This window comes from Aliiroseovarius sp. D2-2 (assembly GCF_055809455.1).
Map to the genome: position 1 here is coordinate 2418730 of NZ_CM147913.1, position 25688 is coordinate 2444417.

Annotated in this window: 23 protein-coding genes; 19 read left to right on the forward strand and 4 right to left on the reverse strand. The window is 54.5% G+C overall.

Translation table 11 applies throughout. The features are described from left to right. Positions 1–34 precede the first annotated feature (34 nt). Positions 35–676, reverse strand: coding sequence for a response regulator transcription factor (locus AC0L6A_RS11930; protein ID WP_473290288.1), 642 nt, complete (start codon positions 674–676; stop codon positions 35–37). Between the two features lie 246 nt (positions 677–922). On the opposite strand from AC0L6A_RS11930, the gene AC0L6A_RS11935 reads away from it, so the two are divergent. The 4 genes from AC0L6A_RS11935 to AC0L6A_RS11950 all read left to right on the forward strand — a co-directional run bounded on the left by AC0L6A_RS11935 (position 923) and on the right by AC0L6A_RS11950 (position 6424). Then, positions 923–2338 (forward strand): WecB/TagA/CpsF family glycosyltransferase, encoded by a 1416-nt coding sequence (locus tag AC0L6A_RS11935; RefSeq protein WP_473290290.1) that lies wholly within the window; start codon positions 923–925, stop codon positions 2336–2338. 25 nt (positions 2339–2363) lie between these two features. Continuing rightward, positions 2364–3251 carry a UTP--glucose-1-phosphate uridylyltransferase gene (locus AC0L6A_RS11940; protein ID WP_473290292.1) on the forward strand — a complete coding sequence of 296 codons (888 nt, stop codon included), beginning with the start codon at positions 2364–2366 and terminating at the stop codon, positions 3249–3251. Between the two features lie 104 nt (positions 3252–3355). After that, positions 3356–3853 (forward strand): putative pterin-binding protein, encoded by a 498-nt coding sequence (locus tag AC0L6A_RS11945; protein ID WP_473290294.1) that lies wholly within the window; start codon positions 3356–3358, stop codon positions 3851–3853. 72 nt (positions 3854–3925) lie between these two features. Continuing rightward, on the forward strand, positions 3926–6424 hold the full coding sequence (locus AC0L6A_RS11950) for an ATP-binding protein (protein ID WP_473290296.1): 2499 nt from the start codon (positions 3926–3928) through the stop codon (positions 6422–6424). Positions 6425–6428: 4 nt separating this feature from the next. Here the strand turns inward: AC0L6A_RS11950 and AC0L6A_RS11955 are convergent, their stop codons facing one another. After that, the gene (locus tag AC0L6A_RS11955) at positions 6429–7601 is read right to left on the reverse strand and encodes a polysaccharide biosynthesis/export family protein (RefSeq protein WP_473290297.1); all 1173 of its coding nucleotides are present in this window, start codon (positions 7599–7601) and stop codon (positions 6429–6431) included. A gap of 213 nt (positions 7602–7814) precedes the next feature. Here AC0L6A_RS11955 and AC0L6A_RS11960 point away from each other — a divergent pair, with 213 nt between their 5' ends. From AC0L6A_RS11960 to AC0L6A_RS11975, 4 genes are read left to right on the forward strand one after another with little or no spacing between them, the layout of a single operon-like run. After that, the gene (locus AC0L6A_RS11960) at positions 7815–9050 is read left to right on the forward strand and encodes an oligosaccharide flippase family protein (protein ID WP_473290298.1); all 1236 of its coding nucleotides are present in this window, start codon (positions 7815–7817) and stop codon (positions 9048–9050) included. Positions 9051–9053: 3 nt separating this feature from the next. Next, a complete protein-coding gene (locus AC0L6A_RS11965) occupies positions 9054–9974 on the forward strand; it encodes a glycosyltransferase family 2 protein (protein ID WP_473290300.1) in 921 nt (306 codons plus the stop codon). A gap of 12 nt (positions 9975–9986) precedes the next feature. Then, the gene (locus AC0L6A_RS11970; protein WP_473290301.1) at positions 9987–10985 is read left to right on the forward strand and encodes a glycosyltransferase family 2 protein; all 999 of its coding nucleotides are present in this window, start codon (positions 9987–9989) and stop codon (positions 10983–10985) included. Next, positions 10982–11995, forward strand: coding sequence for a glycosyltransferase family 4 protein (locus tag AC0L6A_RS11975; RefSeq protein WP_473290303.1), 1014 nt, complete (start codon positions 10982–10984; stop codon positions 11993–11995). Before AC0L6A_RS11970 ends, AC0L6A_RS11975 begins: the two co-directional genes overlap by 4 nt. Positions 11996–12511: 516 nt before the next feature. On the opposite strand, the gene AC0L6A_RS11980 is transcribed toward AC0L6A_RS11975, so the two are convergent. Further along, positions 12512–13381, reverse strand: a complete 870-nt coding sequence (locus AC0L6A_RS11980; protein ID WP_473290305.1) for an amidohydrolase family protein — start codon at positions 13379–13381, stop codon at positions 12512–12514. Continuing rightward, a complete protein-coding gene (locus AC0L6A_RS11985) occupies positions 13378–14424 on the reverse strand; it encodes a nuclear transport factor 2 family protein (protein ID WP_473290306.1) in 1047 nt (348 codons plus the stop codon). The genes AC0L6A_RS11980 and AC0L6A_RS11985 overlap by 4 nt, the downstream gene beginning before the upstream one ends. Before the next feature lie 121 nt (positions 14425–14545). On the opposite strand from AC0L6A_RS11985, the gene AC0L6A_RS11990 reads away from it, so the two are divergent. The 11 genes from AC0L6A_RS11990 to AC0L6A_RS12040 all read left to right on the forward strand — a co-directional run bounded on the left by AC0L6A_RS11990 (position 14546) and on the right by AC0L6A_RS12040 (position 25625). Next, positions 14546–15595 carry an ABC transporter ATP-binding protein gene (locus AC0L6A_RS11990; protein WP_473290308.1) on the forward strand — a complete coding sequence of 350 codons (1050 nt, stop codon included), beginning with the start codon at positions 14546–14548 and terminating at the stop codon, positions 15593–15595. Between the two features lie 81 nt (positions 15596–15676). Next, on the forward strand, positions 15677–16903 hold the full coding sequence (locus tag AC0L6A_RS11995; RefSeq protein WP_473290309.1) for an extracellular solute-binding protein: 1227 nt from the start codon (positions 15677–15679) through the stop codon (positions 16901–16903). 81 nt (positions 16904–16984) lie between these two features. Beyond that, on the forward strand, positions 16985–18007 hold the full coding sequence (locus AC0L6A_RS12000) for a carbohydrate ABC transporter permease (RefSeq protein WP_473290311.1): 1023 nt from the start codon (positions 16985–16987) through the stop codon (positions 18005–18007). 46 nt (positions 18008–18053) lie between these two features. Further along, the gene (locus AC0L6A_RS12005; RefSeq protein ID WP_473293486.1) at positions 18054–18896 is read left to right on the forward strand and encodes a carbohydrate ABC transporter permease; all 843 of its coding nucleotides are present in this window, start codon (positions 18054–18056) and stop codon (positions 18894–18896) included. Positions 18897–18941: 45 nt separating this feature from the next. Continuing rightward, positions 18942–19970: a nuclear transport factor 2 family protein gene (locus AC0L6A_RS12010; protein WP_473290312.1), complete on the forward strand. Its 1029-nt coding sequence runs from the start codon at positions 18942–18944 to the stop codon at positions 19968–19970. After that, positions 19967–20506 (forward strand): ester cyclase, encoded by a 540-nt coding sequence (locus tag AC0L6A_RS12015; RefSeq protein ID WP_473290314.1) that lies wholly within the window; start codon positions 19967–19969, stop codon positions 20504–20506. Before AC0L6A_RS12010 ends, AC0L6A_RS12015 begins: the two co-directional genes overlap by 4 nt. A 14-nt stretch (positions 20507–20520) precedes the next feature. Continuing rightward, positions 20521–21831, forward strand: coding sequence for a histidinol dehydrogenase (gene hisD, locus AC0L6A_RS12020; protein ID WP_473290315.1), 1311 nt, complete (start codon positions 20521–20523; stop codon positions 21829–21831). Next, complete coding sequence (locus tag AC0L6A_RS12025) at positions 21831–22877, forward strand: ester cyclase (protein ID WP_473290316.1); 1047 nt, start codon at positions 21831–21833, stop codon at positions 22875–22877. Before hisD ends, AC0L6A_RS12025 begins: the two co-directional genes overlap by 1 nt. Next, a complete protein-coding gene (locus AC0L6A_RS12030; RefSeq protein ID WP_473290318.1) occupies positions 22874–23638 on the forward strand; it encodes an SDR family NAD(P)-dependent oxidoreductase in 765 nt (254 codons plus the stop codon). The genes AC0L6A_RS12025 and AC0L6A_RS12030 overlap by 4 nt, the downstream gene beginning before the upstream one ends. Continuing rightward, entirely contained in the window at positions 23635–24654 is a 1020-nt protein-coding gene (locus AC0L6A_RS12035; protein WP_473290319.1) for a LacI family DNA-binding transcriptional regulator, read from the forward strand. The genes AC0L6A_RS12030 and AC0L6A_RS12035 overlap by 4 nt, the downstream gene beginning before the upstream one ends. Then, positions 24651–25625 (forward strand): nuclear transport factor 2 family protein, encoded by a 975-nt coding sequence (locus tag AC0L6A_RS12040; RefSeq protein WP_473290321.1) that lies wholly within the window; start codon positions 24651–24653, stop codon positions 25623–25625. The genes AC0L6A_RS12035 and AC0L6A_RS12040 overlap by 4 nt, the downstream gene beginning before the upstream one ends. Positions 25626–25688: the final 63 nt, after the last annotated feature.

Here is a 25688-nt window from a genome sequence, read left to right on the forward strand (position 1 = left end):
TGTGCGCCCTCGGCTAGAACGAAGGGGCAAAGGGTCAGCCGAACCTATCCGATAGGGTATCGGCAAACAGACCGGCTTCGCGTGCGATCAAAGCGGCCTGTGTCCGGTTCGCCGCATCAATCTTGCGATAAAGCGTTTTGACATGAAGCTTAACCGTTGGTTCCTGAATATCCAGATCGCGTGCAATCTCTTTATTGGACTTACCCTCGGTCAGACCTCGCAGCACCTGAAACTCGCGCGGCGAGAGCTTATCAGCAAGTTCGTTTTGAGGCTCGTCTACTGGGGCAGTCATAAAATCGATTGGCGCGTACTGCTCGCCCATAGCCATGAAACGGATTGCATTCACCATCGATTTCGCAGGCAGCGTCTTTGGCACGAACCCAGCGGCACCAGCTTCAAGCGCCTTTTCCGCAACGTCACGTGTTGCCTGCCCTGACATAAGAGCAACGCGTTGCCCACCTTCGTGCTCCATTGCCCTGGTCAAACCCGCAAGTGCGTTCATCCCTGGCATGTTGTAGTCGAGCAAAATTAAATCGAACGGTGCTTCGTTTGAAACAATTTCCAAAGCGGCGTCAAGATCAGCGGCCGTTTGAGTTTCGATATTATCCTGCCCTTCCAAGAACATAACTAAAGTGTCTCGTAACAGGTCGTGGTCATCGGCAATCAAAACACGCATTAAGTGAGCCTCCTAGTCGCCAAATAGTTAGTCTTTGAATACGACATTAATTGGGCAAATCAAACGCCCGATTGGTTAGGTACGCCTCTCCAATCGGATAGGTCGACTAGTCATCAATTCATCTTTCGCTTCATTCGCGCCTCATGCCCATCCCTTGTTTCCTCAAGTTGTCCGTTCGCTCCGTTGAGCCGCAGATCGTGCTGCGTCAGGTTTAGTTCAAGCAACGAACCGCGAAAGGCGACGACAATGACATCTGCTGCTCGAATTGAAACAAACACTGCGACCGCAGTTTACGCCAACCAAGCGTCTTTGATGAAAACTGATGTATCTTCACTGACAAAACACATCCCTGCCCTTGGGATGTCCATCATGGACGCGACAACGTCCACTGCTGTGGAAGTACTGCTTGCCCCTGATCGACGCCGCGTCTGCTTTATGAATGCCCATTGCGTAAACATCTCGCGTCGAGATGCACATTACAGCGCTGCGGTCATGAGTGCAGATTACCGCCTTCCAGATGGCATCGGCATCGAACTTGCTGCGAAAATGGATCAAGAAGTTCTGAAAGAGAACCTCAATGGCACAGACTTCATCCCTGCGCTGATGGCCGCTGCGGCAAAGCTTGGTAAATCCGTTTTTCTTCTTGGAGCGAAGCCCGGAACCGCAGACGCAGCGGCTGCGTCCCTTGTACATGACATTCCCGGCCTACGTATCGCAGGTTCAGCGAATGGCTTTGACGACATGCGCGATGAAGACGCGTTGATCAAAAACATAAATGACAGCGGTGCCGATATTCTGTTGGTCGCGCTTGGTGTGCCTCAACAAGACATCTGGCTGTCGCGTAACGCACGCCAACTGACCCCTTCCTTGACCATGGGCGTTGGCGCTTTCTTTGATTTCTGCGCAGGAAATGTGACACGCGCCCCAAGTGCAATTCGCGCGGCAAATTTGGAATGGATCTGGCGCCTGGCGATAGAGCCTCGTCGCATGGCGAAACGCTATCTGCTGGGAAACCTGTCTTTTCTGGCCGGAAGCCTGAAACGCTCCAAACTGATGCCAACTCCGACAAGCACAGCGCGCCGCGCTCAGGATCTGTTGATCTCGGGCGGTTCACTTCTGGCATTGTCGCCACTGTTCCTGGCCCTTGCGGGATTGATCAGACTCGACAGCAAGGGGCCAGCGTTTTTCTCACAAACTCGCGTTGGGAAAGACGGCAAGCCCTTCCGTGTTCTCAAATTCCGTTCGATGCACATTGATGCTGAAGAACGCCGCGCAGACCTGCTTGCTCACTCCGAGCGTGAAGGTATCTGCTTCAAGCAAAAAGACGATCCTCGCACAACCCGCATTGGAAAATTGTTGCGCCGCACGTCGCTGGATGAACTACCACAGTTGATCAACGTGTTTCTGGGCGACATGGCCATCGTAGGGCCACGCCCTGCCCTGCCAAGCGAAGTCGCACAATACCCTGCGCGCGCGCACGGACGACTGGCAGTAAAGCCGGGTATCACCGGTGTCTGGCAGGTTTCAGGGCGCGCTGAAATTAGCTTTGAAAAAATGATCGACATGGACCTTGCTTATACAAAATCACGCACAATCCTTCTTGATCTCATTCTCATTCTTCTCACCTTCCGTGCGGTCGCCACCGGACGTGGTGCTTACTAATCCCATTTTCTAAAAGGCCATTCCAATGACACATATTCGCAAAGCCGTTTTCCCGATTGCCGGTATGGGCACACGTTTCCTGCCTGCAACCAAATCAGTACCGAAAGAGATGCTACCGCTCGTCGACAAACCCTTAATTCAATACGCGCTTAATGAAGCCCGCGAAGCAGGGATTGAAGAGTTCATATTTGTCACCGCAGCAGGAAAAGGTGCACTTGAGGATTACTTCGACACTGCGCGTGCGCTTGAGCAACAACTACGTGACAACAACAAGACAACCGCATTGGATGCACTCAAGCAAACCAACCTTCCAGAAGGTAGCCTTTCGTTCGTACGCCAAAAACATCCGCGCGGCCTTGGCCATGCCGTGAGCCTCGCGCGTCGTCTTGTTGGCAACGAACCTTTTGCAGTGTTGCTGCCGGATGACGTGATTTCCGCTCCAAAGGGCGCGCTTAGTCAAATGATCGACGCACACGCCAATTTGGGTGGTCACATGCTTGCAACCATGCAGGTTTCACCGGACCAAATCGCCTCATACGGTGTGATCGATCCCGATGCATCGGTCGGACCTATCATCAAAGCGCGTGGATTGGTCGAAAAACCTACGCCAGAGCATGCGCCTTCTAACCAAGCAATCGTTGGACGTTACATTCTTGAACCATCTATTTTTGACCGCCTCGCAAATATCAAACCCGGTGCGGGGGGCGAGCTGCAACTAACGGATGCGATCTGCGCTGATATCGCGTCGACGCCCGTTGCCGGTTACCAATTTGAGGGTGAACGGTTTGACTGCGGCTCTGTACAGGGCTTCGTCCAAGCCACGGCAGCGTTCGCTCTTGCGCGCTCGGATCTAGGTCTTGAGCTAAACGAATTTCTTTCAGGTCGGATTAGAGCCCACCCCCTCGCCGCCTGAAAGAATATAGCGACCTATCCGATCGGGTAGGTCGCTATACTTAATAGAGGATGTCTAAGAACTTTCCTGTTTTCTAGAATGCGTGCAGTAAACAGGAGAATCCGATGTATTCTAAACTGCTGGCCATCATAGCGTTCATCTTCATGACACCACTCACGGTTCTTGGCGCTGATTTCAAAGCACCAGAAGGCGATGTACTGCTCACCATCACATATGGCACTGACACGGCCCAAAAGATCGAGTTCGACCTTGCGGGTCTGGACGCACTCGGAATGACAACAATCGAAACCACGACCATTTGGACCGAAGGCGTACAAGTTTTCGAGGGCGTTGAACTTGCGACGCTCACAAAGGCGCTTGGTATTACATCAGGCACCATCAGCGCCGTGGCCCTGAATGACTACGCCGTCGAGATTCCGGTCAGCAATGCGGTCGTTGGGGGGCCTATCCTTGCGGTCAAGCGCAACTCAATTCCAATGTCCGTACGTGAGAAAGGACCAGTTTGGGTAATCTACCCCTATGATTCATCGGCACAATTCCGAACCGAAGTTATTTACTCACAAAGTATTTGGCAGCTCGCGCGGCTTGAATTTCTACAGTAACCTTTTGTGAATAGAAAACCGACAAGGGTTGATGTCATGCTCTCCCGCTTAGCAAATAGTAAGATTGGTGTATTGAGCCTGGCGTTATTCGTCGGGCTTTCGACTTTTGCGATCACCGTTCTTTCAATTGATGTCGCACGAGACATTAGGCAACTTTACTCTGCAGATTCAGACAACATTCAATGGTCTCTGACCCAAACGGAAGTGGATTTCCTTGAGTTCGAGCATGCTGCAATCATGGCAAGCCAAAGTGACTCACCAGATCTTGAACTCGTTCGCCGTGAATTTGATATTTTCTACAGCCGTATCAACACACTAACGCAATCAAATATCTATTCCGATCTAAGAGGTAAACTTGTTTTTGGAACCAGCTTATCTTCTCTTCAATCATTCCTAAACGAAACGACCGCGTTTATTGACGCTTCAGATGAAGCGCTTAGTACTGCCCTGCCCCAGATCCTGCAAAAGACCGATGAACTGGGACCGGTTGCGCGTGCGCTCTCGAATTCCGGGCTTCTCTATTTCGCAAATCTGTCTGATGTCCGACGTAATTCTCTGCTGCAAACACTTAGCCAACTGGCAATCGCGATTGGGCTCCTTACGATCGCTCTTGTAGGGCTAACGCTGCTTTTGAACTCGACCAGCAAACGCAACCGACGCAACATGCTAACTGCACGTAACTCGCAAGACCGAACAGAGACCATCATCAACACATCTCTGGACGCAGTAATCGTAACAGATCTGTCTGGCAAAGTGCTTGATTACAACGACGCTGCGGAAACAATCTTTGGGTATTCCAAGAACTATGCATTGGGCAAAGAGCTTGGTGAACTCATCGTTCCCGAGAAACTCAGAGATGCCCATGTTGCTGGCATGCGGCGTATGCGTAGATCAGGTGAAAGGCGCGTGGTCGGCCAAGGTCGCGTGAAGCTTGAAGGCATGCGTTCGGATGGCAGCTCTTTCCCCGTCGAAATGGCATTGCAATCCGCAAACACCGCTGATGGAGAGATATTTGTGGCATTCTTGCGCGACATCTCTGCACGCATTGCCGCGGATGAGGAACTGATCAAAGCGCGCGATAAAGCGCTTGAAAGCGAACAAGCCAAAACAAACTTTCTGGCGACCATGAGCCACGAAATCCGCACGCCATTGAACGGACTTTTGGGCAACCTCATGTTGCTCCAAGATACTAAGTTGAGTGACAAACAATCGACCTATGTATCGAACATGGAAAAGTCGGGGCATTTACTGACAAACCATATCTCGGATGTGCTGGACATTACCACTTACGATGCTGGAAAACTCGAGGCGCGTCTTTCTCCAGTAGCCCTGAGCACGCTTCTTGAAGATATTGTTAGCAGCCAATCCAGCGCGGCTATGGCCAATGGGACGACCTTGGAATGGGGATGGAAAGGCGATCCGGTAGATTGGATCGAGACCGACCAACGAAAGATCCAGAACATTCTAGTCAACCTAGTCGGCAACGCCATCAAATTTACACATGAAGGCCGCATCAGCGTTGAAGCCGAAGTAACAGAAAACGCGACGGGGCAGACCATGGCTCAGCTGCGCGTTTCAGACACTGGCGCAGGCATTGAAGGCGAACTACTCAACCGAATTTTCGAGGATTTCGTAACGGGAGATGCCTCTTACAATCGCGAAGTTGGGGGCACGGGGCTTGGCTTGGGGATTGTGAAACGGTTCGTTGAAGCCCTTGGCGGAAAGGTCGATGTGAAGAGCACCGTTGGCAAAGGAACATGTTTCAGCGTTTCGTTCCCAACACGGATCGTGAAACGCAAAAAACCTAAGACCGCGGAAGAGAGCATTCAGGAATCCACCAGATCGCTCGACATTTTGTTGGTCGAAGACAATGAGATCAACCAGTTCGTGGCAAAAGAGATGCTGCAAAAGGCCGGTCACAAAGTGGCAACCGCAGAGAACGGTGAAACCGGTGTGGAGCTGGCCGACGCACGCCATTTCGACCTTATTTTCATGGACATCAGCATGCCTGTCATGGATGGGCGCGAAGCCACGCGACGTATCCGCGCCGGGAATGGCGTGTCAAGATCGGTACCCATCGTAGCCCTGACGGCGAATGTTCTACCGCAAGAGCATGAGGCGTTCCTGGAAGACGGGATGAACGACCTTATCACCAAGCCCCTAAATGCAGAAGCACTGCACGAAATCATTGGAAAATGGGGCTCTGAGGACGTCGTGGGAACGACAGGTGTATCTGGTTCGCTCATATCCAACGATCATTTCGCTGAGATGCGTGAAGTGATCGGTGCCGAGCAGCATGAAAAGCTGTTTGATCGCGTATCGGGCGAACTTTCCGCGTTTAATGCTGCATACAGCGCTTCGACGGTCAGTACCCTGCCGGATCTGGTCAAATCGGCCCATAATATTGCAGGAGGCGCAGCCGCAATTGGCGCTTTGGACGTGGCAGATCGCCTGCGCACAATTGAAACAGCCGCCAAGTCGAATGACCTTACAACTGTTATGGAAATGGTTGCAGAGCTACCGGATCTTTGGGCGCGCACGCTGAACGAATTCAACGCGCGCAACACCTAGACGATTAGAGTGTTCCCAAGGTAAGCACTCCAAGAACACGACCAACTTCGGTGATGTTCGTCACCGAGCTGTCGTAGCAGGCCAGCGCATCTCCGGGAAGAAGATAAGGGTCAAAATCGTCCCGTTCCGGACGCCGCATTAACTGCTCGATATTGCGCTCAACAACCGCAGACACCTGGGTTTCTGGATTGCGAGAGAACAAAACAGCCGAACGGTTTGCGCTAGTGGTTTTTGCACCTCCGACGCAGTTCATGTTTATCGCAGCTTGCAGGAAGCGCGTTCCGTAAGGCACCTGACGGATTTCTTTGCCATTGGCCGACGGCGCGTTGCCGGTGGCGGGCTGAGTTAGGTTGGATACGAAAAGCGCGATGCCCGGGGGGCTAATCGGGCTTGGACGCATCAGATCCTCTTGGAAACACCAGCGACTTGGCACACGTACTTCGTCACCAGAAAGAAGCATGATATCGACGTTGTTGCGCCCTTCGAACACACCGCGCATATCGATCTTATAGACATTTGATCCACGCTCGACTTCAACGGCTGAAATATCTGCATCTGGGCGAATGCCCCCTGCAGCACGCAATGCGGCGGACAGGTTACGTCCTTCAGACGACGCGCCCAAAGCATCCTGACGGCGATTGTCGATGTCTTCTCCTGAAACTGCGCCGATCTCGGTCGCATGAGGTTCGAAAACAGCACCGGATACTCCAACGGTTACAGATGCAAAATCTTTGACGCGTACGGAGACATTCGGGCGGTCTGTGAAAAAGTCGCCGGCTTGAAGCTTCGCCGCAATGTCGCGTTCAATCTCAGAGGTCAAACGTCCTTGAGCACGCACAGGACTTAGAAACGGCAGCTTGAGCGTCCCGTCACGAGAAACCACGTACGACCCACCAAAAGTGTCATCGTCACTGACGAACACCTCAACCAGATCGTTACGCGTTAACCTTTCGCCGACCAGATGGATCGTTCCTTTGCCTCCCGCCCCTCCGCGCAACGGCAAGCATTTTTGCGCGTTCATCGTGGACGAGCGCAAATAGCCGCTGTCAGAGTCAGCGGTTGTCGGTGCACGATACTGTGCTTGATACGCATCGCCTTGTTGGACTGGCTCTAGGTTGCCCGGAGTTTCAAGACTGGCACAGTTCGAGAGCACAGCGAAGGTGGAGCAGGCGGTCATAGTTTTAACGGCTTTATACATTTTGATCTCTCAAGAACACTATCACCATAGGCTTAGCCCAGCTGCGCAAAAACCACCAAAGGTCGTTAGGATAACATCCCTATCCGCTCGGGTAGGTGTCAAGCCTTCCGCGCCATGAAACTGTCCAGTAGCGTCCAAGACACCTCAGTTATTTAAAGATAATTTCGGATCATCAACGAATTGGATGTCCGAATGACTGCAACTCCTCAGATCAACACGTTCACTAAAAGCCTAATGGCATACGGCGCTTCGGAAGTCGCCGCTAAGGCATCGCGTCTTTTTGTGGTCGTTGCTGTCGCACGGACGCTTGAACTGACCGAGATCGGGATAGCCGCCGCTGCAATGGCCGTCGGTGACATCGTAAAAGCGCTGACAGAAAACGGTGTAGGTCAAAAGATCATTTCCGCCCGTGAAGATACGCTGGATGCAACGTGCAATACAGCACACAAGATTTTCTGGGCCTGGTGCCTTGGCCTCTTTTCAGTGCAAGCCATCGTCGCCGGAGCGATCTACATGTCAGGCGGAAGCGAGGTACTCGCTGCACTCATCCTTCTGCTTAGCGTTGAATACCTTTTTATGCCGGGTGGTCTGGTTCAGGTCGCACTTGCCATGCGCGCGGGCAAATTGCAGCAAACCGCCGCGATTTCAGGGGCTCAGATCGTCGGCTCCAACCTCGCAGCCGTTGCGCTTGCGCTGGTCTGGGCAAATCCCTTGGCATTGATCCTTCCTCGCGTTTTGTCCGCTCCGTTCTGGTTAATAGCGCAGCGGCGCTTGCATCCCTGGGACGCAAATCCCGCAGCGGGCAATGCCCCCGTAGGTCCATTTATTCAATTCGGTCGCGCCGTTCTTGGAACAGAAGTGACCAAAGCGCTGCGCCTGCAGGCTGACAAAGTGATCGTCGGCGCGTTGATGGGCGCAGAAACACTTGGCCTTTATTTCATGGCTTTCAACGCTGGGCTTAGCCTTGCCAATTCCGTATCTGTCGCCCTGGCAACCGTTGTCTTTCCTCACCTGTGTAATGCTCAGGACAAAGCAAAGGCACTACGCCAGAGCATTTCGATGCCGCTGTTTGTGGTTGCCCCGATCGTCATGTTGCAAGCCGTATTGGCCCCCTACTACGTGCCTGTTCTTTTCGGGGACGGCTGGGACGCCATCAGCACCGTCGTATCCATTCTGTGCCTCGTCGCAATCCCAACAACACTTTGGTCTGCTGCGGCAGGTTGGCTGCGCGCTCAGGACCGCCCGGAAGTCGAACTTTGGGTGACCGTTATTCTAACCGCTGCTTTACTGGCCAATGCCGCCATCCTTGCACCACTCGGGCTGACATCAGTCGCAACCGGATATGCGCTTGTCACTGCAGCAATCCTTTTCATCGCCTCAGCCCCAGCCGTTCTACTGGCCTATGGGACACCTCAAGTGAAAGCGTAACCGATGCCCAAATTTTCAATAATCGTTCCGTGCTTTAACGCCGAACACACCATTGCAGACACATTAAACAGCTTCCGCGCACAGACCTTTTTGGATTGGGAAGCAATCATCGTCGATGATGGCTCCTCAGATGCAAGCTGTCAGATCGTGCAATCAATGGTGCAGTCCGATACGCGGATTCAGTTGATCTACAATCTGGGCAAAGGGCCAAGTGCTGCGCGCAACTATGGCGCAATGAATGTCGCGCGCGGAGAAATCATTGCGTTTTGCGATGCAGATGACACTTGGACTGAGAACAAGCTTGCCACCCTCTCGCAGGCGTTCAATGAACAGGATGTTGAAGGCGCATATGGTCAAATCGCGTTCTTCAACAAAACGCCATGCGATGCATCCGTGTTTTCAACGGTCCCACAAAAGCACCTGACGATAGAAATGCTATTGGGTGAAAACCCGGTCTGCACCTGTTCCAACATCAATATTCGTCGCAACGCGTTTATTGCGACTGGTGGCTTCGCAACAGACATGGTGCACAACGAAGACCTGGATTGGCTTGTACGCGCTGTTGGGCGCGGCATGAAATTTGTTGGACTGCGATCGCTGCATACGAATTACCGCACTAGCCCCAACGGACTTTCCTCGGACCTCAATGCGATGGAAAGCTCCCGCCGAAAAGTTCTGCAAACAGCGGAGGATTTCGGTGCAAGCCCAAGCCCGCAGAGCCACGCGATTTATAACCGATATTTGGCCCGTCGTGCTCTGCGCATGAGCGAAGACCGCTTGCTACCGCTTCGTTTCACCCTAGCTGGGCTGCAAAGTAGCCCTGCTGGCTTTTTCTCTTCCCCCCGCCGCGGCGCACTTACCCTCACGGCCGCACTTTGCGTCTTGGTTATGCCACGCCTGATCGCGCGCAACCTCTTTGTATAAAAGGATAACGACATGACTTTCGTTTCTATTATAGTGCCTGCTTACAACGCAGCCAAAACCCTGCCCACAACGATCAATTCGCTTGTAGCCCAGACCTATAAAAACTTCGAAATCATTATTGTCGACGACGGGTCCATCGACACGACAATCGAGCTTTCAAATCGCTACGCTCAAGAAGAGAATATTCGCGTTGTACACCAACGCAATCGCGGATTGGCCGGGGCGCGCAACAGCGGAATTCATGCTGCAAAGGGAGCCTACATTGGTCTGTGCGATGCTGACGACATTTGGGAACCCGCAAAACTTGCGCGTCACGTCGCTCATCTAGAGGCAAACCCATCGGTTGGGCTCAGCTATTCCGGGTCAACACTCATTGATGATTTTGACGCCCCGCTCGGCCAATCGCAGAACCCAAAGCTTCTCTCCATCACACCGGCACATGTGTTCAAACGTAATCCAATCGGGAATGGATCAACCGTCGTGGTGCGCCGAGAAGTGTTTGAAGACATCGGCTACCGTCCAAAACACGAAACTGAACGCAACTGGTATTTTGACGAAACCTTTCGTCAATCCGAGGACATCGAATGCTGGACACGTATCGCGCTGACAACAGCCTGGGAATTTGAGGGGGTCAAAGGACTACTCACACGATACCGCATCAACTCAAATGGTTTGTCTGCATCGACGGAAAACCAAATGCTGGCCTGGGAACAAATGGTCAAGAAGTTAACCCCGATCAATCCCAATTTCTTTGAAAAGCACGCTCCTGTCGCGCGCGCCTATCAACACCGTTACCTATGCCGCAGGGCTTTGAAATCCCTCGATGTCAAACGGGCCCGTCACTACGCCAAAGCTTGGGTGCAAAGCTCTTATCGTCCGTTCTTCGAAGAGCCAGTGAAATCGATCACGACCTGGGGAGCATTGCTGCTTTTGTCCACCTTTGGAGCCAGCCTTCTTCGTCGCGCCTTTGCCATCACCGCCACAACCAATCGCCAAGGAGCCCACTCATGAGCCGCAAAACCATCATTCACCTTTGTGACGATCAAACCAGCGGCGGTGTAACTCGCGTTCTGGATCATATCAAAAACTGCCCAATCATCGGTGCATCCGGAGATCGACATATCACCAAGTTCGTTAAGCGCGGTGCAACGAACATCGGGCATCTGAATGCAGATGTGATCGTATCTCACCTCTCTATTGCTTGGAAAACGCTACCCGGTCATATCGTGGTACGCGCTCTGAACCCCAGCACACCCATGGTCCACGTCGAACATAGCTACACTGAAAGCTTCATGGAGCATAATGTGCGTAGCAAAGGTCGTTTCAAAACACTGTTGCGTACAGCTTTCGCGCTTTACGACGAAGTGGTCGCTGTAAGCTATGCACAGGGGCGTTGGTTGGCCACGGATGGCCTTGTTCGACCAACCCAGCTTAGCGTAATCCAATCCACCGTTTCTTTCGCAGACCTACGCGTGCTCGACGCTCCCAAAAGCGATCCCCGCGTTTTTGGAGCCGTCGGTCGCTTAGATCGCCAAAAGGGCTTTGACATGCTTATCAAAGCCTTCAAGGACGTAACGGCCCCCAATGTTGAACTGCGCATTTTCGGGACCGGACCCGAAGAAGAAAATCTAAAACATCTTGCGCAGGGTGATGCACGGATTTCATTCATGGGGCACTGCACGATCCCGGAAACGATCTACAGTCAAGTGGATGCCGTTTTAATGCCATCGCGTTGGGAGGCTTATGGGCTTGTTGCTGCAGAAGCCCTCGCGGCGAAGCGCCCGATCTTGGCAAGTGCCATCGACGGGCTGATCGACCACGTTGAATTTGGCGCTCGCATCATACCATCAGCCGATCCCTGGGCTTGGACTAACGCGATAGACGCCGCAACGCGCGAAAACGCGATGATCGCAACGACGTGCGACACCAGTAAGTCACAAGAACAGAGGTTTGCGGAAGCGTGGGACAAGCTAATCCAGGAACTGTGTTATGATCCCGACCCGGAATACGCACTGGCATAAGAAATGGCATTTTCAATCAATGCTTTGTCCGTCTGACACTAGTACATTGGCAACTTCCGCGGGCTTTACTGCTGAACCCCAAACCAAGCTCAATCGTCAAACCCCTCCGCGCGAGCTTGTCCGAAGAATTTGAAAGGACTTAGGGCAAAGTGGCGGTGCTGTCCGACTAATACGAACAAGTCCCTGGTTGGGCAGCGAGACTGCCCTTTATTCCGCAAAGAGACCGCGCCACTCGGCCAGAGCAGCGGCGTGGTATATCTTATAATTTGGTCTGGAGTTAAGGCTGCGCTCGGAGTTGAAGAGGTTGTAAATAGAAGCCTGGTCGGCAGCGAATTTTAGCAAACTTCGCATGTGTCTGAACCCGCCCCTTCGGCAGGCGGATGAAGAAATGTTGTTTTCTGTAGACGGACTGACTGCTTCAAGGACGCTTCCAACCGCACACGAACAACGATTGGCAGTTCTGCGGTCTTTTCAGACGTTCGCCGCAAAGAAACTAAAGTCCGTTTCTCAAATAATCTACGAAAACGAATAGAAACAGCTAGCAGTTTCTCTAAACACCTTGTCCCGGTGTGATTGCGATACGAGACTGAGGTGTGAATCGACGACCGCTGCATAGTCCGAGTAGAGCTTATCCACCGGAAAATTCGAGCCGAACATGCAGCGACCAGCACCGAACTGGTTGAGGCAAGTATCCACGATCGGTCGAATGCTCTCGGTCGTCCAGTTGTGATCGAACATCCCCAGCCCGGATAGTTTGCAGAACACTTTCGGCTGGGCTGATAGATGCCTCAATTGCATGCCCCAGCTTTCTAGTCCTTGGGCCGTCCGATCATGAGGAGACCCCGCGTGGCAGAGTGCGACTTCGGTGTCGGGCGCACGCTCCAGAACTTTTGCCATTTTTTCCATGAGTTCTGGGATCAGCTGCAAATCAAAGCTCAGGCCGCGGGCGCCGGCCTCTCGCAATCCGTCCGCAAATTTTGGATTGTCCAACAAGTCGTTTGTGCCGGTCGCCGCGTCCTCTTCAGGTGCACGCCCAACAATCTGGCGCACGCCGACTACTGTCGAAAGGCTTTGAAACTGGTCAAGCTGCGTGTTCAAATCAGGCGCGGTGAGGTCGCAGAAAACCACCTGCTTCATCGGCCAGTCAGGATTGGCGTCGGCCACAGATTGAACCCAACGGGCCTCTGCTAGTCCATTTTCCGCTCCAACTTGAATATGCACCGAACCCGTAAACCCAAGCGGCGTTGCTTCGGACCGAAACTCATCCAACAAATAGTTGCGTTGTATGGGGGACGGGTCGCCAAAGAACCGTTCCACACCGTGCGCCATTAGCCACGGATAGTGAACTGCAGAAAGGTCCCAAAGGTGATGATGTGCGTCGATCATTTCGTAGCCCCAAGTACACCTGTTTCGCGTCCCGCAGAAATGCCGGTCGTCCGCGCCAAAACATCTATACCTTGCATATTCCAGAAATGCAGAAGGTCGATGAAAATCCAGTTCTCGGTCAGTTTACTTCCGTCGCGCCGATAGATATCGATCACGCGCATATCGCCGGGCGTGTTGGTGGCTGGCATCCCCATAAATCCGCCCGAGGGTGTGAGCGTCAGGTTGGGCCAGCCAAAAAATCCGCCAAAGTGCCCCTCGGCAATGCGGCAAACATGACCATTAAAAGTGCGATCTGTTAGTCCAGCGCGGAATGGGCCAGAGTGCTGCTTGGCATATCGCTCGATCGTATAAGTCGCCCCGATCCCTGCAGGTCCCCACCAGATCATGTCTTCGTTCCAGCTGCGCCTAAGTTCGTCAACCAGAGGCTCTTCGGCGCCGCCACGCCACGTCTTGATATCATTCACCATGTGGTCGATGGAAGCCAGCGTTCGGCGCCCTTCGTCGGGGTCCTGAGCATCGAACATCAAACCGTCATGTGTCATTGGCCCCGGCTGCACCATATGGGCTGCGGTTTGTGTCGGAAATGGCTGAAGGCCCGCCTGCATCATGAGATGAGGAATGTCGAAATACATCGCCGTCTCTGTAATCTTGTCTCCGTCGACCCTGTGAAACTCGCAATATCGTAGCATGGCGATTTTGCCCGTTGGGGGGATGCCCAGCCAGGGCTGATCAAACAGCCCCATCAGATGCCCCATCGACACCACCCAAACGCCACCGTGATCCTCAATCGTATTCCGACCTGCCATGAACACATCCATGCGGCGCTGCATATGGGTAAGGGCCGTTCTGAGCGGGGTCCAGAACTGATCAGCCACCTCGTCTCTGTCGCGCAATTCATGGAACGGATGAAAGCCACGCCACAAGTATTCCGACGAGATAAAACGCTCCTGCACGGATATCATATCATCAGGAGAAGCCGCATCGAGTTGGGTATAGTAATCCCTAACCAATTGTTTAGCCGCCTGAAAATCGTTGTCTTTCATTTTCAAATTTGCCTTACTTGAGTCGCTTTTTGCATACGCTTGCAAAAATACATTGCCAAAACGTAACACCCGAGTCTAGCATATTGCAAACGTATGCAAACGATTCCGCCCGGGGGGAACCATGGCTGAAATTCAACTGCGCAATCTATCCAAGCGTTGGGGGGCATTTGTCGGTGTCGACAACTTTGACCTGACGATTGCCGATAAAGAATTCCTGGTTCTGTTAGGGCCGTCGGGCTGCGGCAAAACCACAACGATGCGGATGATCGCGGGACTTGAAGACGCTACCGAAGGCGACATTCTTGTCGATGGCAAGCGGGTGAATGATCTGGAACCTAAAGACCGCGACGTGGCAATGGTGTTCCAAAGCTATGCGCTTTACCCAAACATGAACGTCTATGACAACATCCGCTTTCCGCTGAAAGTGCGCGGTATCGATCCCAGCTTGCACGACGAAAAAGTTCGCCGTGCCAGTGCGATGGTCGAGCTTGATGAGTTCCTGCATCGCAAACCCGCCGAACTGTCAGGTGGGCAGCGTCAACGTGTGGCCTTGGCGCGTGCGATCGTACGCGAACCGAATGTCTTCTTGATGGATGAACCTCTTTCGAACCTTGATGCGAAACTGCGTGTCTCGACCCGTGCGCAGATCAAGAACCTGAGCCATGAACTGGCTGTGACCACGATCTATGTGACCCATGATCAGATCGAGGCGATGACTTTGGCCGACCGCGTTGTCGTGATGAAGCAAGGTGTGGTTCAGCAAGTCGGCAGCCCGACCGATATCTATGACGCACCTGCAAATGCGTTCGTCGCCAGCTTCATTGGTAGCCCGGCGATGAACCTTGTGGATGGCGAACTGAAAGATGGCGTGTTTCGCGCGAAAAACACCGAGATTACCGGCCTAAACGGCCCTGATGGAAAGGTCACGCTCGGGTTCCGCGCCGAAGACGCGAACGTCGTTGAAAGCGGCGGCGAGATTAACGCCCCCATCTACACAATGGAGCTTCTGGGCGATGCCACAATGGTGTCCGTTCGCATCAGCGGCGCATTGGTCAGCGTGAAGGCCGACAAGCTTTTCCGCGCCGAGATCGACGACGCCGTATCCATCCAAGTTCACAAAGATCACTGCCACCTATTCGATTCCGAAACAGGTGAACGTATCGGGGGATAGCCCCCTCGCAACTTCCCGCACGACGGGACAACAGGGTGCAGACTTCGAAGGTGCATCCATCCAAACAGGGAGAGAGACATTATGTTTCTGAAACACGCAGCACTGGCCAGTGGTTTGGCCTTGATGGCCGGCACGGCATTGGCGGAATGTGAAATTCCGGGCAATGTCAGCATTGTTGGCAACGAATTTCCGGCCATTCACACCGTTGCCAATGGCGCAGCGAAATGTACCGGCGGGGAAGTGAAATCCAACCTGACAGCTGACCATCAGAAGATCAACGTCGCGGGTATGCAGGGCAATCCTGCTGAGTATTCCACCGCAATCATCGCCAATTCTTCGGTTGTCGCCCTGATGAACGAAGATGTCATCCGGCCTTTGGACGATCTGGTCGCTGAATACGGTCAGGACATTCCCAAGAACCAGCTGATCACCATCGGTGGTAAGATCATGGCAGTGGCCTTTATGGCGAACGCCCAGACGCTGGCCTATCGCAAGGATGTTCTTGCAGAAGTTGGCGTAGACGTTCCAGCAACCTACGAAGACGTGCTGGCAGCCGCTGAGAAAATCCGCGCTGCTGGTATCAGCGAATACCCGGTCGGTGGCGCATACAAGGCTGGTTGGAACCTCGCTGAAGAATTCGTGAACATGTATTCCGGATTTGGCGGTGAGTTCTTCGTTCCCGGCTCGGCCGAAGTTGCGATCAACAACGAGCAAGGCGTTGCCGCACTTGAGATGATGAAGGCGCTGACCGCCTATATGAACCCCGATTTCCTGACCCATGATTCAAACGCCACTGGCGCTGAAATGGAAGCAGGCAACGTCATGTTGATGAACATGTGGGGCTCTCGCATGGGACCTTTGATGGATGACGAAGGCGCGGAAGAGCAGGTTTATTCCAACATCACCGTCGGCCCCCCTCTGACCGTTGGAGGTGGAACAACCCCGGCCTCCACACTGTGGTGGGATGGCTGGACCGTTGCCAAAAACATCTCGGACGAAGATGCGGTTGCGACATTCCTGGCGATGAAGCACGGCACCAGCCCGGCGATCCTGAACGACGAAACCATGGGCCAAGCCGTTTGGATTATCGAAGGCTACACACCGGCACCGGTGAATGATGGCGTCTTCGCAGCCATCGCTGCGGGTACCAAGTCGTACCCAATGCTGCCGTATGTAGGTCTGCTGCACACAGCAATTGGCGACAACCTGTCTGACTTCCTGTTGGGCAAAGAGAGTGCTGAACAAGCTTTGGCAAACTCAGAAGCCGCGTACACCGCTGCCGCGAAAGAAAAAGGGTTCCTTAAGTAAGGAACGCGATCTGTCTGGGGCAACTTTGGTTGCCCCAGACGTCCCAAGCATCAACACCAAACGCCCGGGGGCAATTGGACAATGAAACATAAATCATTCTTCTGGTTTGTTCTGCCGTCGGCCTTAGCGATGATGCTGTTTATCTTTTTCCCAATCATCTCGGTGATCGTTCAGTCGGTTCACGTCGAACATGAACAGGTCATCAAGGTCGTCGAATCCTGTGACCTTTTTGGGTGCAAGGAATCCACGACTGTTGATCAGGAAGCCACCGCTGCTTTGAAAGAAGCAAAGCCTTTGGGTCAATTCTCGGGCTTCAAAACTTATCTAGACCGAAATCATCTGGCAACGACCGAAGTTAGCGCGACCTGGAACAGAACCAACAGTTGGCGCGATTTCGGGTCGCAGATGCTGAACCTGCCGTTCTATAAAGCGATAGGTTTCACGCTCACCTTTACCTTCGTCGTAACGCCTTTGGTGATTGTTCTCGGTTTTATCGTCGCCGTCGCCGTCAACGGTGCAGCCAAACGGTTGCGCGGTGTGCTGATCTTCTTCTCGCTTCTGCCAATGATGATCACACCCTTGGTCGGAGCACTGATCCTGTTTTGGATGGTGGACGCGCGCGGGATCGTTGGTACCACCCTGCAGTATCTGGCAGGGGATCCAAGTTTGTCCGTCAAAGCGTCCACGCCGATGATGTGGATCATGCTGATGGTCTATGGCGTGTGGCACGCCGTGCCCTTTGCCTTCATCGTCTATTATGCGGGTCTGCAATCCGTAAATCAGGACACACTAGAAGCCGCGCGGGTGGACGGAGCCAACCGCTGGCTACAGATCCGCCATGTGATCATCCCGCATCTGCTACCCCTCACAACCTTCATCGCGCTGATGCAGCTGATGGATAACTTCAGAGTGTTTGAGCCGATCGTCAGTTTTGCTGCCAGCGCGCATGCGACGTCGCTTAGCTGGGCGATCTACAACGACCTTGGTGGGGAAACCCGACAGCTTTCGTCTGCGGCTGCAACCTCGGTTCTGACAATTCTTGGTGTGGCCATTCTGTTGTCACCAGTCCTCGTGCGCACATGGCGCGAATTCGATCGGAAGTAGGTGAAATATGTCTAGCAAATTAAAACGCCAGCCCCCCGCCGTTACGATGATGGTTGTCGCCGTTCTGGCGATCTGGATGATCTTAGCAGCCTTTCCGTTCCTTTGGACGCTTTGGGGGTCTTTCAAGGTCGAGGGCGATTTCTTCTCCAAAGCCGATTGGTCTAATGCCATCAAGGGCACGCTAACGCAGGTCGAAACCGGAGGCCGGTTTACCGGCGACGGATATGAAGGGGCATGGGTTCAGGAAGAGTTCTGGCGCGCCGCGTTGAATTCGGTAATCGTCTGTATCTTCGTTGTGTCGATCTCGCTGACGCTTGGCACACTTGGTGGATATGCACTGGCCCGTTCAACCTATCGCTATGCATTCTGGTTCCTGCTTGCCGCGCTGATCTTTCGTGCCATGCCGCCGATCACGTTGGTGTCGGGCTATCTGCCGGTGTTTTTCCAGTGGAACCTTTGGGGGCACACCGCGACGACCATCGTCGTACTGGTGGCGATCAATCAGCCCTTCACACTTTGGATGCTGCATTCCTTCTTTAAGAACATTCCAGCCGAGCTTGACGAAAGCGCGATGGTCGATGGCTGCACCCGTTTTCAGGCGTTTCGCAACGTGATCATTCCGGTGATGTGGCCGGGTGTGATCACCACGGGCCTCTTCTCGTTCCTGCTGGCCTACAATGACTTTGCGGTCACAACGATGCTGCTGTCGAAAGAAAACCAAACCATGATCCCTAAGATCAACAGCTTCCTTGGCACGACACAGACCAAGGGCAACGTGATGTTTGCGGTGTCGGCTGTTGTCTCGGTGACAGCGCCGTTGTTCGTCATGGTTCTGTTCTTCCAACGTCAGATTGTCGGTGGCCTGACCGCCGGCGCGGTCAAAGGGTGATGCGCCTGCTGACCAGAATTCAAGAAGAACAAAAAGGACACTGACATGTGCGCACGTGCGGCACGACCAGAAATGGGCATTGCGACCCATCAAAGCGCTGAGAACAAGAAAGTTTATCACAGCTTTCTGACGTCTTTTGACAAAGGTCGTGCAAGCAGCGTTGAAAAAGCGGTTGCAGATCACTTTGATACTGGCGCTAAAGTTAACGCCAGCCACCCGATCAACGAAGCGCGCGACGGGGTTGGGTATTTTACCGATATCATCGAACCTATCATGCAAGCCTTTGCCGGATGCACCCGGCAAAACTACGTCATGATCGGCGGCGAGTATCTTGGAACCGAATGGGTGACATCAACCGGATATTTCCACGGACATTTCGAGAAGCCTCTTTTAGGCATCCCGCCCAGCGGCAAGCTGGCCTATCTGCGCTTCGGTGAATTTCACCGCATGGAAGATGGCAAAATTGTCGAAAGCCATGTCTATCTCGGATTTGCCGAACTGATCATAGCGTTAGGGCTGTGGCCACTGGCCGAAAGTCAGGGGTACGAAGGGGTTGTGCCCGGTCCAGCTTCGCATGATGGGATCGTGACAGATGCGTCTGATCCAAACCGCTCCCGCGCCTCTGCCAATCTCGTTGAAGGCATGTTGAAAAAGCTGACATCCGAGGATGAAGCTTGGCGCCCCGATTGGCATGACCGCATGGTTTGGTACGGACCAGGCGGCCTTGGTTCTTATGCAACGGTCGACGCCTTTGCAGCGTTCCAACGTCCGTTTGAGCTGACCTTTGACGGTTGGGGCGACGGTCAAGACGACGGCTTCACCGATGTTGGTTCAAACTGCAAAGCGGGCGATGGCGACTATGCCTTCCTACATGGGTGGCGCCAGATCACTGGCATACATGTCGGCCCGTTTCTCGGCCTCGCCCCTACGGGTAAGCGCGTCTTCATGCGCGACTGCGATTGGTGGCGCTGCGAGGACGGAAAGATCATCGAAAATTGGTGCATGCTCGATATCCCACATGTGCTGATGCAGTTGGGATACGACCTGTTCGCCGAAGTGGAGAAAGCAGCATGAAGGGTTCTCGTCCAGAACAAGCGGTCTTAACACGCGACACGGACATGTCGAAGACCGATGACACCCGCCGGGTGATCGAAACCATGGTGGATGGTCTGAATGACCACCGCATCAACGATATTGGCGAGTTTTTCAGCCAAGGTTTTCGTTGGATGGGCAATCAGGGCTGTGGCACTAAAACTGGCCTGGAAGAATTTCAGGACAACTGGCAGCGCCCCTTTCAGGCGGCGTTCTCCGACAAGACCTGCATCGACGAGGCCCGCCTTTACATGGGCGAATGGGCCGCCGCATTTGGCCGACAGGAAGCCACCCATTCAGGTGAATTTCTTGGCATCGCCCCCACCGGAAAACGGATCGAGATCCGCTATATGGATTTCTGGAAAGTCGTGGATGGCAAGATCGTCGACAACTGGGTGAACGTGGACTTCGCCCATGTGGCCGCCCAGTTGGGCGTCGACCTGTTCAACGGAGAAGGCTGGGAAACCTATGATCGGGGCGAGCGTACAGCCCCCACCCCTGATACGCGTCCGGATTAAACGAGGAAAAAGCAATGACAATAGAATACCTCAAACGTGGCAAACCCGAAGCAGATCGCGCCGAGGACGATGCGAAGACCGCCGCCGTTGTGGCCGCGACGTTGAAGGACATCGAAACCCGTGGAGACACCGCCGTGCGCGAGTTGGCCAACAAGTTCGACGGGTATGATCGCGACAGCTATCGCCTGACCCAAGACGAGATCGACGCCCTGATCGCCAAGGTCAGCCCCCGCGACCTTGAAGATATCAAGTTTGCACAGGCGCAGGTGGTTAACTTCGCCCAAGCCCAACGCGACAGCATGTTGGATATCGAGGTTGAGACTATGCCCGGCGTCATTCTGGGCCACAAAAACATTCCCGTGCAATCTGTCGGCTGCTACGTGCCCGGCGGCAAGTTTCCGATGGTCGCTTCGGCCCATATGTCGGTCGCCACCGCCAAGGTTGCCGGTGTGCCGCGCATCATTGCCTGCACCCCGCCATTCAACGGTGAACCCAACCCCGCCGTGATCGCCGCGATGCATCTGGGCGGAGCACATGAAATCTATGTCCTTGGCGGCATTCAAGCCGTGGGCGCGATGGCCCTTGGCACCGAAACCATCGACCCTGTTCATCTGCTGGTCGGACCCGGCAATGCTTTTGTGGCGGAAGCCAAGCGGCAGCTATTCGGTCGCGTTGGCATCGACCTGTTCGCAGGCCCGACCGAGACCATGGTGATCGCAGACGAGACCGTCGACGCTGAGATGTGCGCGACCGACCTGCTGGGCCAAGCCGAACACGGCTACAATTCCCCCGCTGTTTTGGTGACAAACTCACGCAAATTGGCCGAAGGTACGCTGAGCGAAATCGATCGCATCCTAAAAATTCTGCCCACCGCAGGCACGGCTGGCGTCAGCTGGCAAGACTACGGCGAGGTCATCGTGTGCGACACCTATGACGAGATGCTTGCGGTCGCAGACGACATCGCGTCCGAGCATGTTCAAGTGATGACCGACCGGGACGATTGGTTCCTTGAAAACATGACCTGCTATGGCGCTCTGTTCCTTGGGCCACGCACCAATGTCTCGAACGGGGACAAGGTGATCGGCACAAACCACACGTTGCCCACCAAAAAGGCTGGGCGCTACACTGGCGGACTTTGGGTTGGCAAGTATTTGAAAACACACAGCTATCAGAAAATTACAACAGATGAGGCTGCCGCAAAGATCGGGGCTTATGGCTCACGTCTATGTTTGCTCGAAGGTTTTGTTGGCCATGCCGAGCAATGCAACCTGCGCGTACGTCGTTACGGTGGGCAAAACGTACCTTACGGTGAGGCCGCCGAGTAATGAGCACGCCTGCGTATCTCAAATCCCTGATCGCGCCCCTACGCGCGGCTATGGCGGAGTTCTCCGAGGATGGGGTGCGCGTGACGCTGAGCAATGTTCTGGCTAATGACGCAACGGTGCGGCTCTCGCATCCCTTGGGCGAGATGTCCGGGGCGGAGTTTTACGACCGCGCCTATGCACCGCTGCTTGAGGCTTTGCCAGACCTCGAGCGACGCGATCTGATCGTTGTTGCAGGGAATGACGAGGATGGTGGCCATTGGGTCGGCTGTATGGGTCACTATATGGGCACCTTCGCCGCGCCGTTTCTCGATATCCCGCCCTCCGGCCATCTTGCCCATATGCGGTTTCACGAGTTCTTCCGCATCGAAGGGGATCGCGTCGTCGAGATGCAGGCCATCTGGGACCTGCCTGAGCTGATGATGCAAGCCGGGGCATGGCCGATGGTACCAAGCCTTGGTCGCGAATTCTGTGTGCCGGCACCGATGACCCAAGACGGTTTGTCGAACCACGACCCCGGTGTCAGTCAAACCAGCCATGATCTGGTGATCGACATGCTAACGCACCTGTCGCGCCATCCGTCTGAAGGAGGGCCAGAGATCATGCAGGCGGAACGCTTCTGGCATCCGCGCATGAACTGGTACGGTCCTGCGGGCATCGGCACCACGCGTGGCATTGCGGGCTTTCGCAACTGGCACCAGATCCCGTTTTTGAACGCACTGCCTGATCGCAAGGGTGGCACAACTGGAACGTTCAATTCGCACTTCTTTGCCGATGGAAATTACGTCGCTGTGACCGGCTGGCCCAACATGCAAATGACTGTGACCGGAGACGGCTGGCTGGGCATCGCGCCTGCCGGGCAGAAGATCACCATGAAGAGCCTCGATTTCTGGCGCGTCGAAGGCGACCGCATCCGTGAAAACTGGGTTCTGGTCGATCTGCTGGACGTCTGTGCCCAGCTGGGCGTAGATGTGTTTGCCCGACTGCGAGAGTTCAACAAAGCACGCGTTCCGGGCCGTATTCCATTCCCGATAGGAGCCGCCAGATGACCTTGCCTAAGACCCCATCCTTGCGCCTTGATGGCAAACACGCGCTGGTGGCTGGTGCCAGTTCTGGCATCGGTCTGGCCTGTGCCGCAGCTTTGGGTGAGGCTGGGGCCGAGGTCACTTTGGCCGCACGCCGGGCCGATGTACTGGCCGGTTTGGTTGATGAGATGAAAGCTGTGGGCATGTCGGCCCGAGCGCTCCCTCTGGACGTTGCCGATGTGGCGGGCACGCGGGAAGCGATCGCCGACAATGGCCCGTTTGATATCCTCGTGAACTCTGCGGGACTAGCGCGCCACAGCCCAGCCAGCGAAACGACCGCGGACGATTTCGACGCGGTTTCGAACCTCAACATCAAAGGTGCATATTTTCTGACGCAGGCTGTCGCCAAAGGGCTTCTGGCCGCGGGTAAGCCCGGCAGCCTTATCAACATATCTTCGCAGATGGCACATGTCGGCGGACTTGATCGCGCAGTTTATTGCGCCACCAAACATGCTGTTGAGGGGTTCACGAAATCCATGGCGATCGAATGGGGCAAGGCGGGCATTCGCGTCAACACGATCTGTCCCACCTTTATCCTGACAGACCTAACCCGCTCGACATTCGAACAGCCCGACAAACGCGCGTGGATCGAAGATAAGATCAAACTGGGCCGTGTGGGCGAGGTTGAGGACATCATGGGGGCCGTGGCTTATCTGGCCTCGGACGCATCCTCTTTGGTGACGGGTACGGCGTTGATGATTGATGGCGGGTGGACAGCAGAATGAGCACAGCCAAAGTCACATCCCAACAAGTTGCGGAACGCGCCGGCGTCAGCCAATCGGCAGTCAGCCGGGTGTTCACGCCCGGCGCGTCAGCCTCGAAGAAAACTGTCGAGAAGGTCCGCAAAGCTGCGACCGAGCTGGGCTATCGCCCCAACGTTCTGGCCCGCGCAATGGTGTCTGGAAAAAGCCGGATCATCGGGTTGGTCGTCGCCTATCTGGAAAACCAGTTTTACCCAGAAGCGCTTGAAAAACTGTCGAACGAGCTTCAGCAGCGTGGCTATCACGTGCTGATCTTTCTGGCTGAGCAAACCGCTGGAAATATTGACGATGTCGTCGAGGAAATCCTTGATTATCAAGTGGATGGGATCATAGCAGCTTCGGTCGCTATGTCTTCGGATCTATCTGATCGGTGCCGGGCGGCAGGCGTACCGATGGTGCTATTCAACCGAAGCCAAGATGACCCCAATATGTCCGCTGTGACCTCAGACAACTATGCAGGTGGGCGCAAAATTGCAGAGTTCCTGCTGGCCGCCGGTCATCGCAAAATCGGGCATATCGCCGGGTGGGAAGGTGCCTCGACCCAACGTGACCGCGAAGCTGGGTTCATCTCGGCATTAGCCGAAGCGGGTGTCGCTCTGCATTCCCGCGCCGCCGGCGACTTCACCATGGAGAAAGCTGCGGAAGCCACCCGAAAAATGTTCGCATCAGACCCGCCCGACGCGGTGTTCGTGGCCAACGACCATATGGCCGTGGCGGTCATGGACACATTGCGGTTCGAACTTGGCTTCAAGGTGCCCGAAGACGTATCGGTTGTGGGTTTTGATGATGTGCCAGCCGCCGGATGGCCCGCCTACAATCTGACCACTGTCCGCCAGCCCGCCAACCGTATGGTGGCCGACACGGTGGAAATCCTGCTCGACCAGATTGAAAACAAAAGCGACGAACCACGCCGCATCGCCATTGACGGGCCGCTGATCCTGCGCGGATCGGCCCGCATTCCAGAAGGATGGACCGCATGAAGGGTTTTGCCCCGAAATTCACCGATTTCCCGGATTACATCCTGAAGATCACACAAGAAATTTGGGAGGATCGTGGCATCGCCACGCTGAACCACTATTACACCGAAGACATTCCGATGCGCTTCCCTGAAGGTGTCTCGATCGGCAATCAGAAGACCATGAACGGGACGTTGGCCACATTGGCGGAGTTCCCGGATCGCGAGCTGACCGGCGAGGATGTGATTTGGTCTGGGAACGAGGAAGATGGGTTCCTGTCCTCGCACCGTCTGCTGACTATGGGAACACACACTGGCGGCGGATATTTCGGTCCAGCCACTGGCAAGCGGTTTGTCATCCGCGCCATTGCCGATTGTGCCGCGATCAATGATCAGATCAACGATGAATGGCTGATCCGCGACACGGCAGGTATCGTCCTGCAACTTGGAATGAAGCCGAAGAAATTCGCGCGCAATCTGATCGCGCGCGAAGGCGGGCCAGCGCATTGCGTCAAGCCGTTCTGCCCCGCTGTCGATGTCGAAGGCCCCTACAAAGGGCGCGGCAATGACAATGAATGGGGCGCTCGGATGTCAGGCATTCTGACCCGGATGATGAACAAAGACTTCGCGGTGATCCGCGCGGAATATGACCGGGCGGTTCATACCGAGCATCCAGCCTCGACCACCGTGCATTCTTGGGCAGATACTGAAAAGCTGTGGATGGGTCTGCGCGCATCGTTCCCGAACGCCGAGTTCAAGATTGAGCATCAGATCGGGCGAGAAGACCCAATGCTATCACCCCGCGCCGCCGTTCGGTGGAGCCTGCACGGCAAGCATGATGGCTGGGGTATGTTTGGCCAGCCAACAGGAGCGGATGTCTACGTGATGGGCTTCACCCATGCCGAGTTTGGCCCCTTTGGGCTGCGCCGCGAATGGACGCTGTTTGACCACGTTTCGATCTGGAAGCAGATCCTGATGCAGACGGGTGCGTGCTAAGTGGACGTAGGACACTCATATCTTGATGCCAGTCAGGCGACGCGGCGGTTTCACACCCACCGC

What these genes read in the sequence shown, in the direction of transcription:
- AC0L6A_RS11930 (WP_473290288.1), bottom strand. Translation starts at nt 676, where the DNA reads ATGCGTGTTTTGATTGCCGATGACCACGACCTGTTACGAGACACTTTA.
- AC0L6A_RS11935 (WP_473290290.1), top strand. Translation starts at nt 923, where the DNA reads ATGACATCTGCTGCTCGAATTGAAACAAACACTGCGACCGCAGTTTAC.
- AC0L6A_RS11940 (WP_473290292.1), top strand. Translation starts at nt 2,364, where the DNA reads ATGACACATATTCGCAAAGCCGTTTTCCCGATTGCCGGTATGGGCACA.
- AC0L6A_RS11945 (WP_473290294.1), top strand. Translation starts at nt 3,356, where the DNA reads ATGTATTCTAAACTGCTGGCCATCATAGCGTTCATCTTCATGACACCA.
- AC0L6A_RS11955 (WP_473290297.1), bottom strand. Translation starts at nt 7,601, where the DNA reads ATGACCGCCTGCTCCACCTTCGCTGTGCTCTCGAACTGTGCCAGTCTT.
- AC0L6A_RS11960 (WP_473290298.1), top strand. Translation starts at nt 7,815, where the DNA reads ATGACTGCAACTCCTCAGATCAACACGTTCACTAAAAGCCTAATGGCA.
- AC0L6A_RS11965 (WP_473290300.1), top strand. Translation starts at nt 9,054, where the DNA reads ATGCCCAAATTTTCAATAATCGTTCCGTGCTTTAACGCCGAACACACC.
- AC0L6A_RS11970 (WP_473290301.1), top strand. Translation starts at nt 9,987, where the DNA reads ATGACTTTCGTTTCTATTATAGTGCCTGCTTACAACGCAGCCAAAACC.
- AC0L6A_RS11975 (WP_473290303.1), top strand. Translation starts at nt 10,982, where the DNA reads ATGAGCCGCAAAACCATCATTCACCTTTGTGACGATCAAACCAGCGGC.
- AC0L6A_RS11980 (WP_473290305.1), bottom strand. Translation starts at nt 13,381, where the DNA reads ATGATCGACGCACATCATCACCTTTGGGACCTTTCTGCAGTTCACTAT.
- AC0L6A_RS11985 (WP_473290306.1), bottom strand. Translation starts at nt 14,424, where the DNA reads ATGAAAGACAACGATTTTCAGGCGGCTAAACAATTGGTTAGGGATTAC.
- AC0L6A_RS11990 (WP_473290308.1), top strand. Translation starts at nt 14,546, where the DNA reads ATGGCTGAAATTCAACTGCGCAATCTATCCAAGCGTTGGGGGGCATTT.
- AC0L6A_RS11995 (WP_473290309.1), top strand. Translation starts at nt 15,677, where the DNA reads ATGTTTCTGAAACACGCAGCACTGGCCAGTGGTTTGGCCTTGATGGCC.
- AC0L6A_RS12000 (WP_473290311.1), top strand. Translation starts at nt 16,985, where the DNA reads ATGAAACATAAATCATTCTTCTGGTTTGTTCTGCCGTCGGCCTTAGCG.
- AC0L6A_RS12005 (WP_473293486.1), top strand. Translation starts at nt 18,054, where the DNA reads ATGATGGTTGTCGCCGTTCTGGCGATCTGGATGATCTTAGCAGCCTTT.
- AC0L6A_RS12010 (WP_473290312.1), top strand. Translation starts at nt 18,942, where the DNA reads ATGTGCGCACGTGCGGCACGACCAGAAATGGGCATTGCGACCCATCAA.
- AC0L6A_RS12015 (WP_473290314.1), top strand. Translation starts at nt 19,967, where the DNA reads ATGAAGGGTTCTCGTCCAGAACAAGCGGTCTTAACACGCGACACGGAC.
- hisD (WP_473290315.1), top strand. Translation starts at nt 20,521, where the DNA reads ATGACAATAGAATACCTCAAACGTGGCAAACCCGAAGCAGATCGCGCC.
- AC0L6A_RS12025 (WP_473290316.1), top strand. Translation starts at nt 21,831, where the DNA reads ATGAGCACGCCTGCGTATCTCAAATCCCTGATCGCGCCCCTACGCGCG.
- AC0L6A_RS12030 (WP_473290318.1), top strand. Translation starts at nt 22,874, where the DNA reads ATGACCTTGCCTAAGACCCCATCCTTGCGCCTTGATGGCAAACACGCG.
- AC0L6A_RS12035 (WP_473290319.1), top strand. Translation starts at nt 23,635, where the DNA reads ATGAGCACAGCCAAAGTCACATCCCAACAAGTTGCGGAACGCGCCGGC.
- AC0L6A_RS12040 (WP_473290321.1), top strand. Translation starts at nt 24,651, where the DNA reads ATGAAGGGTTTTGCCCCGAAATTCACCGATTTCCCGGATTACATCCTG.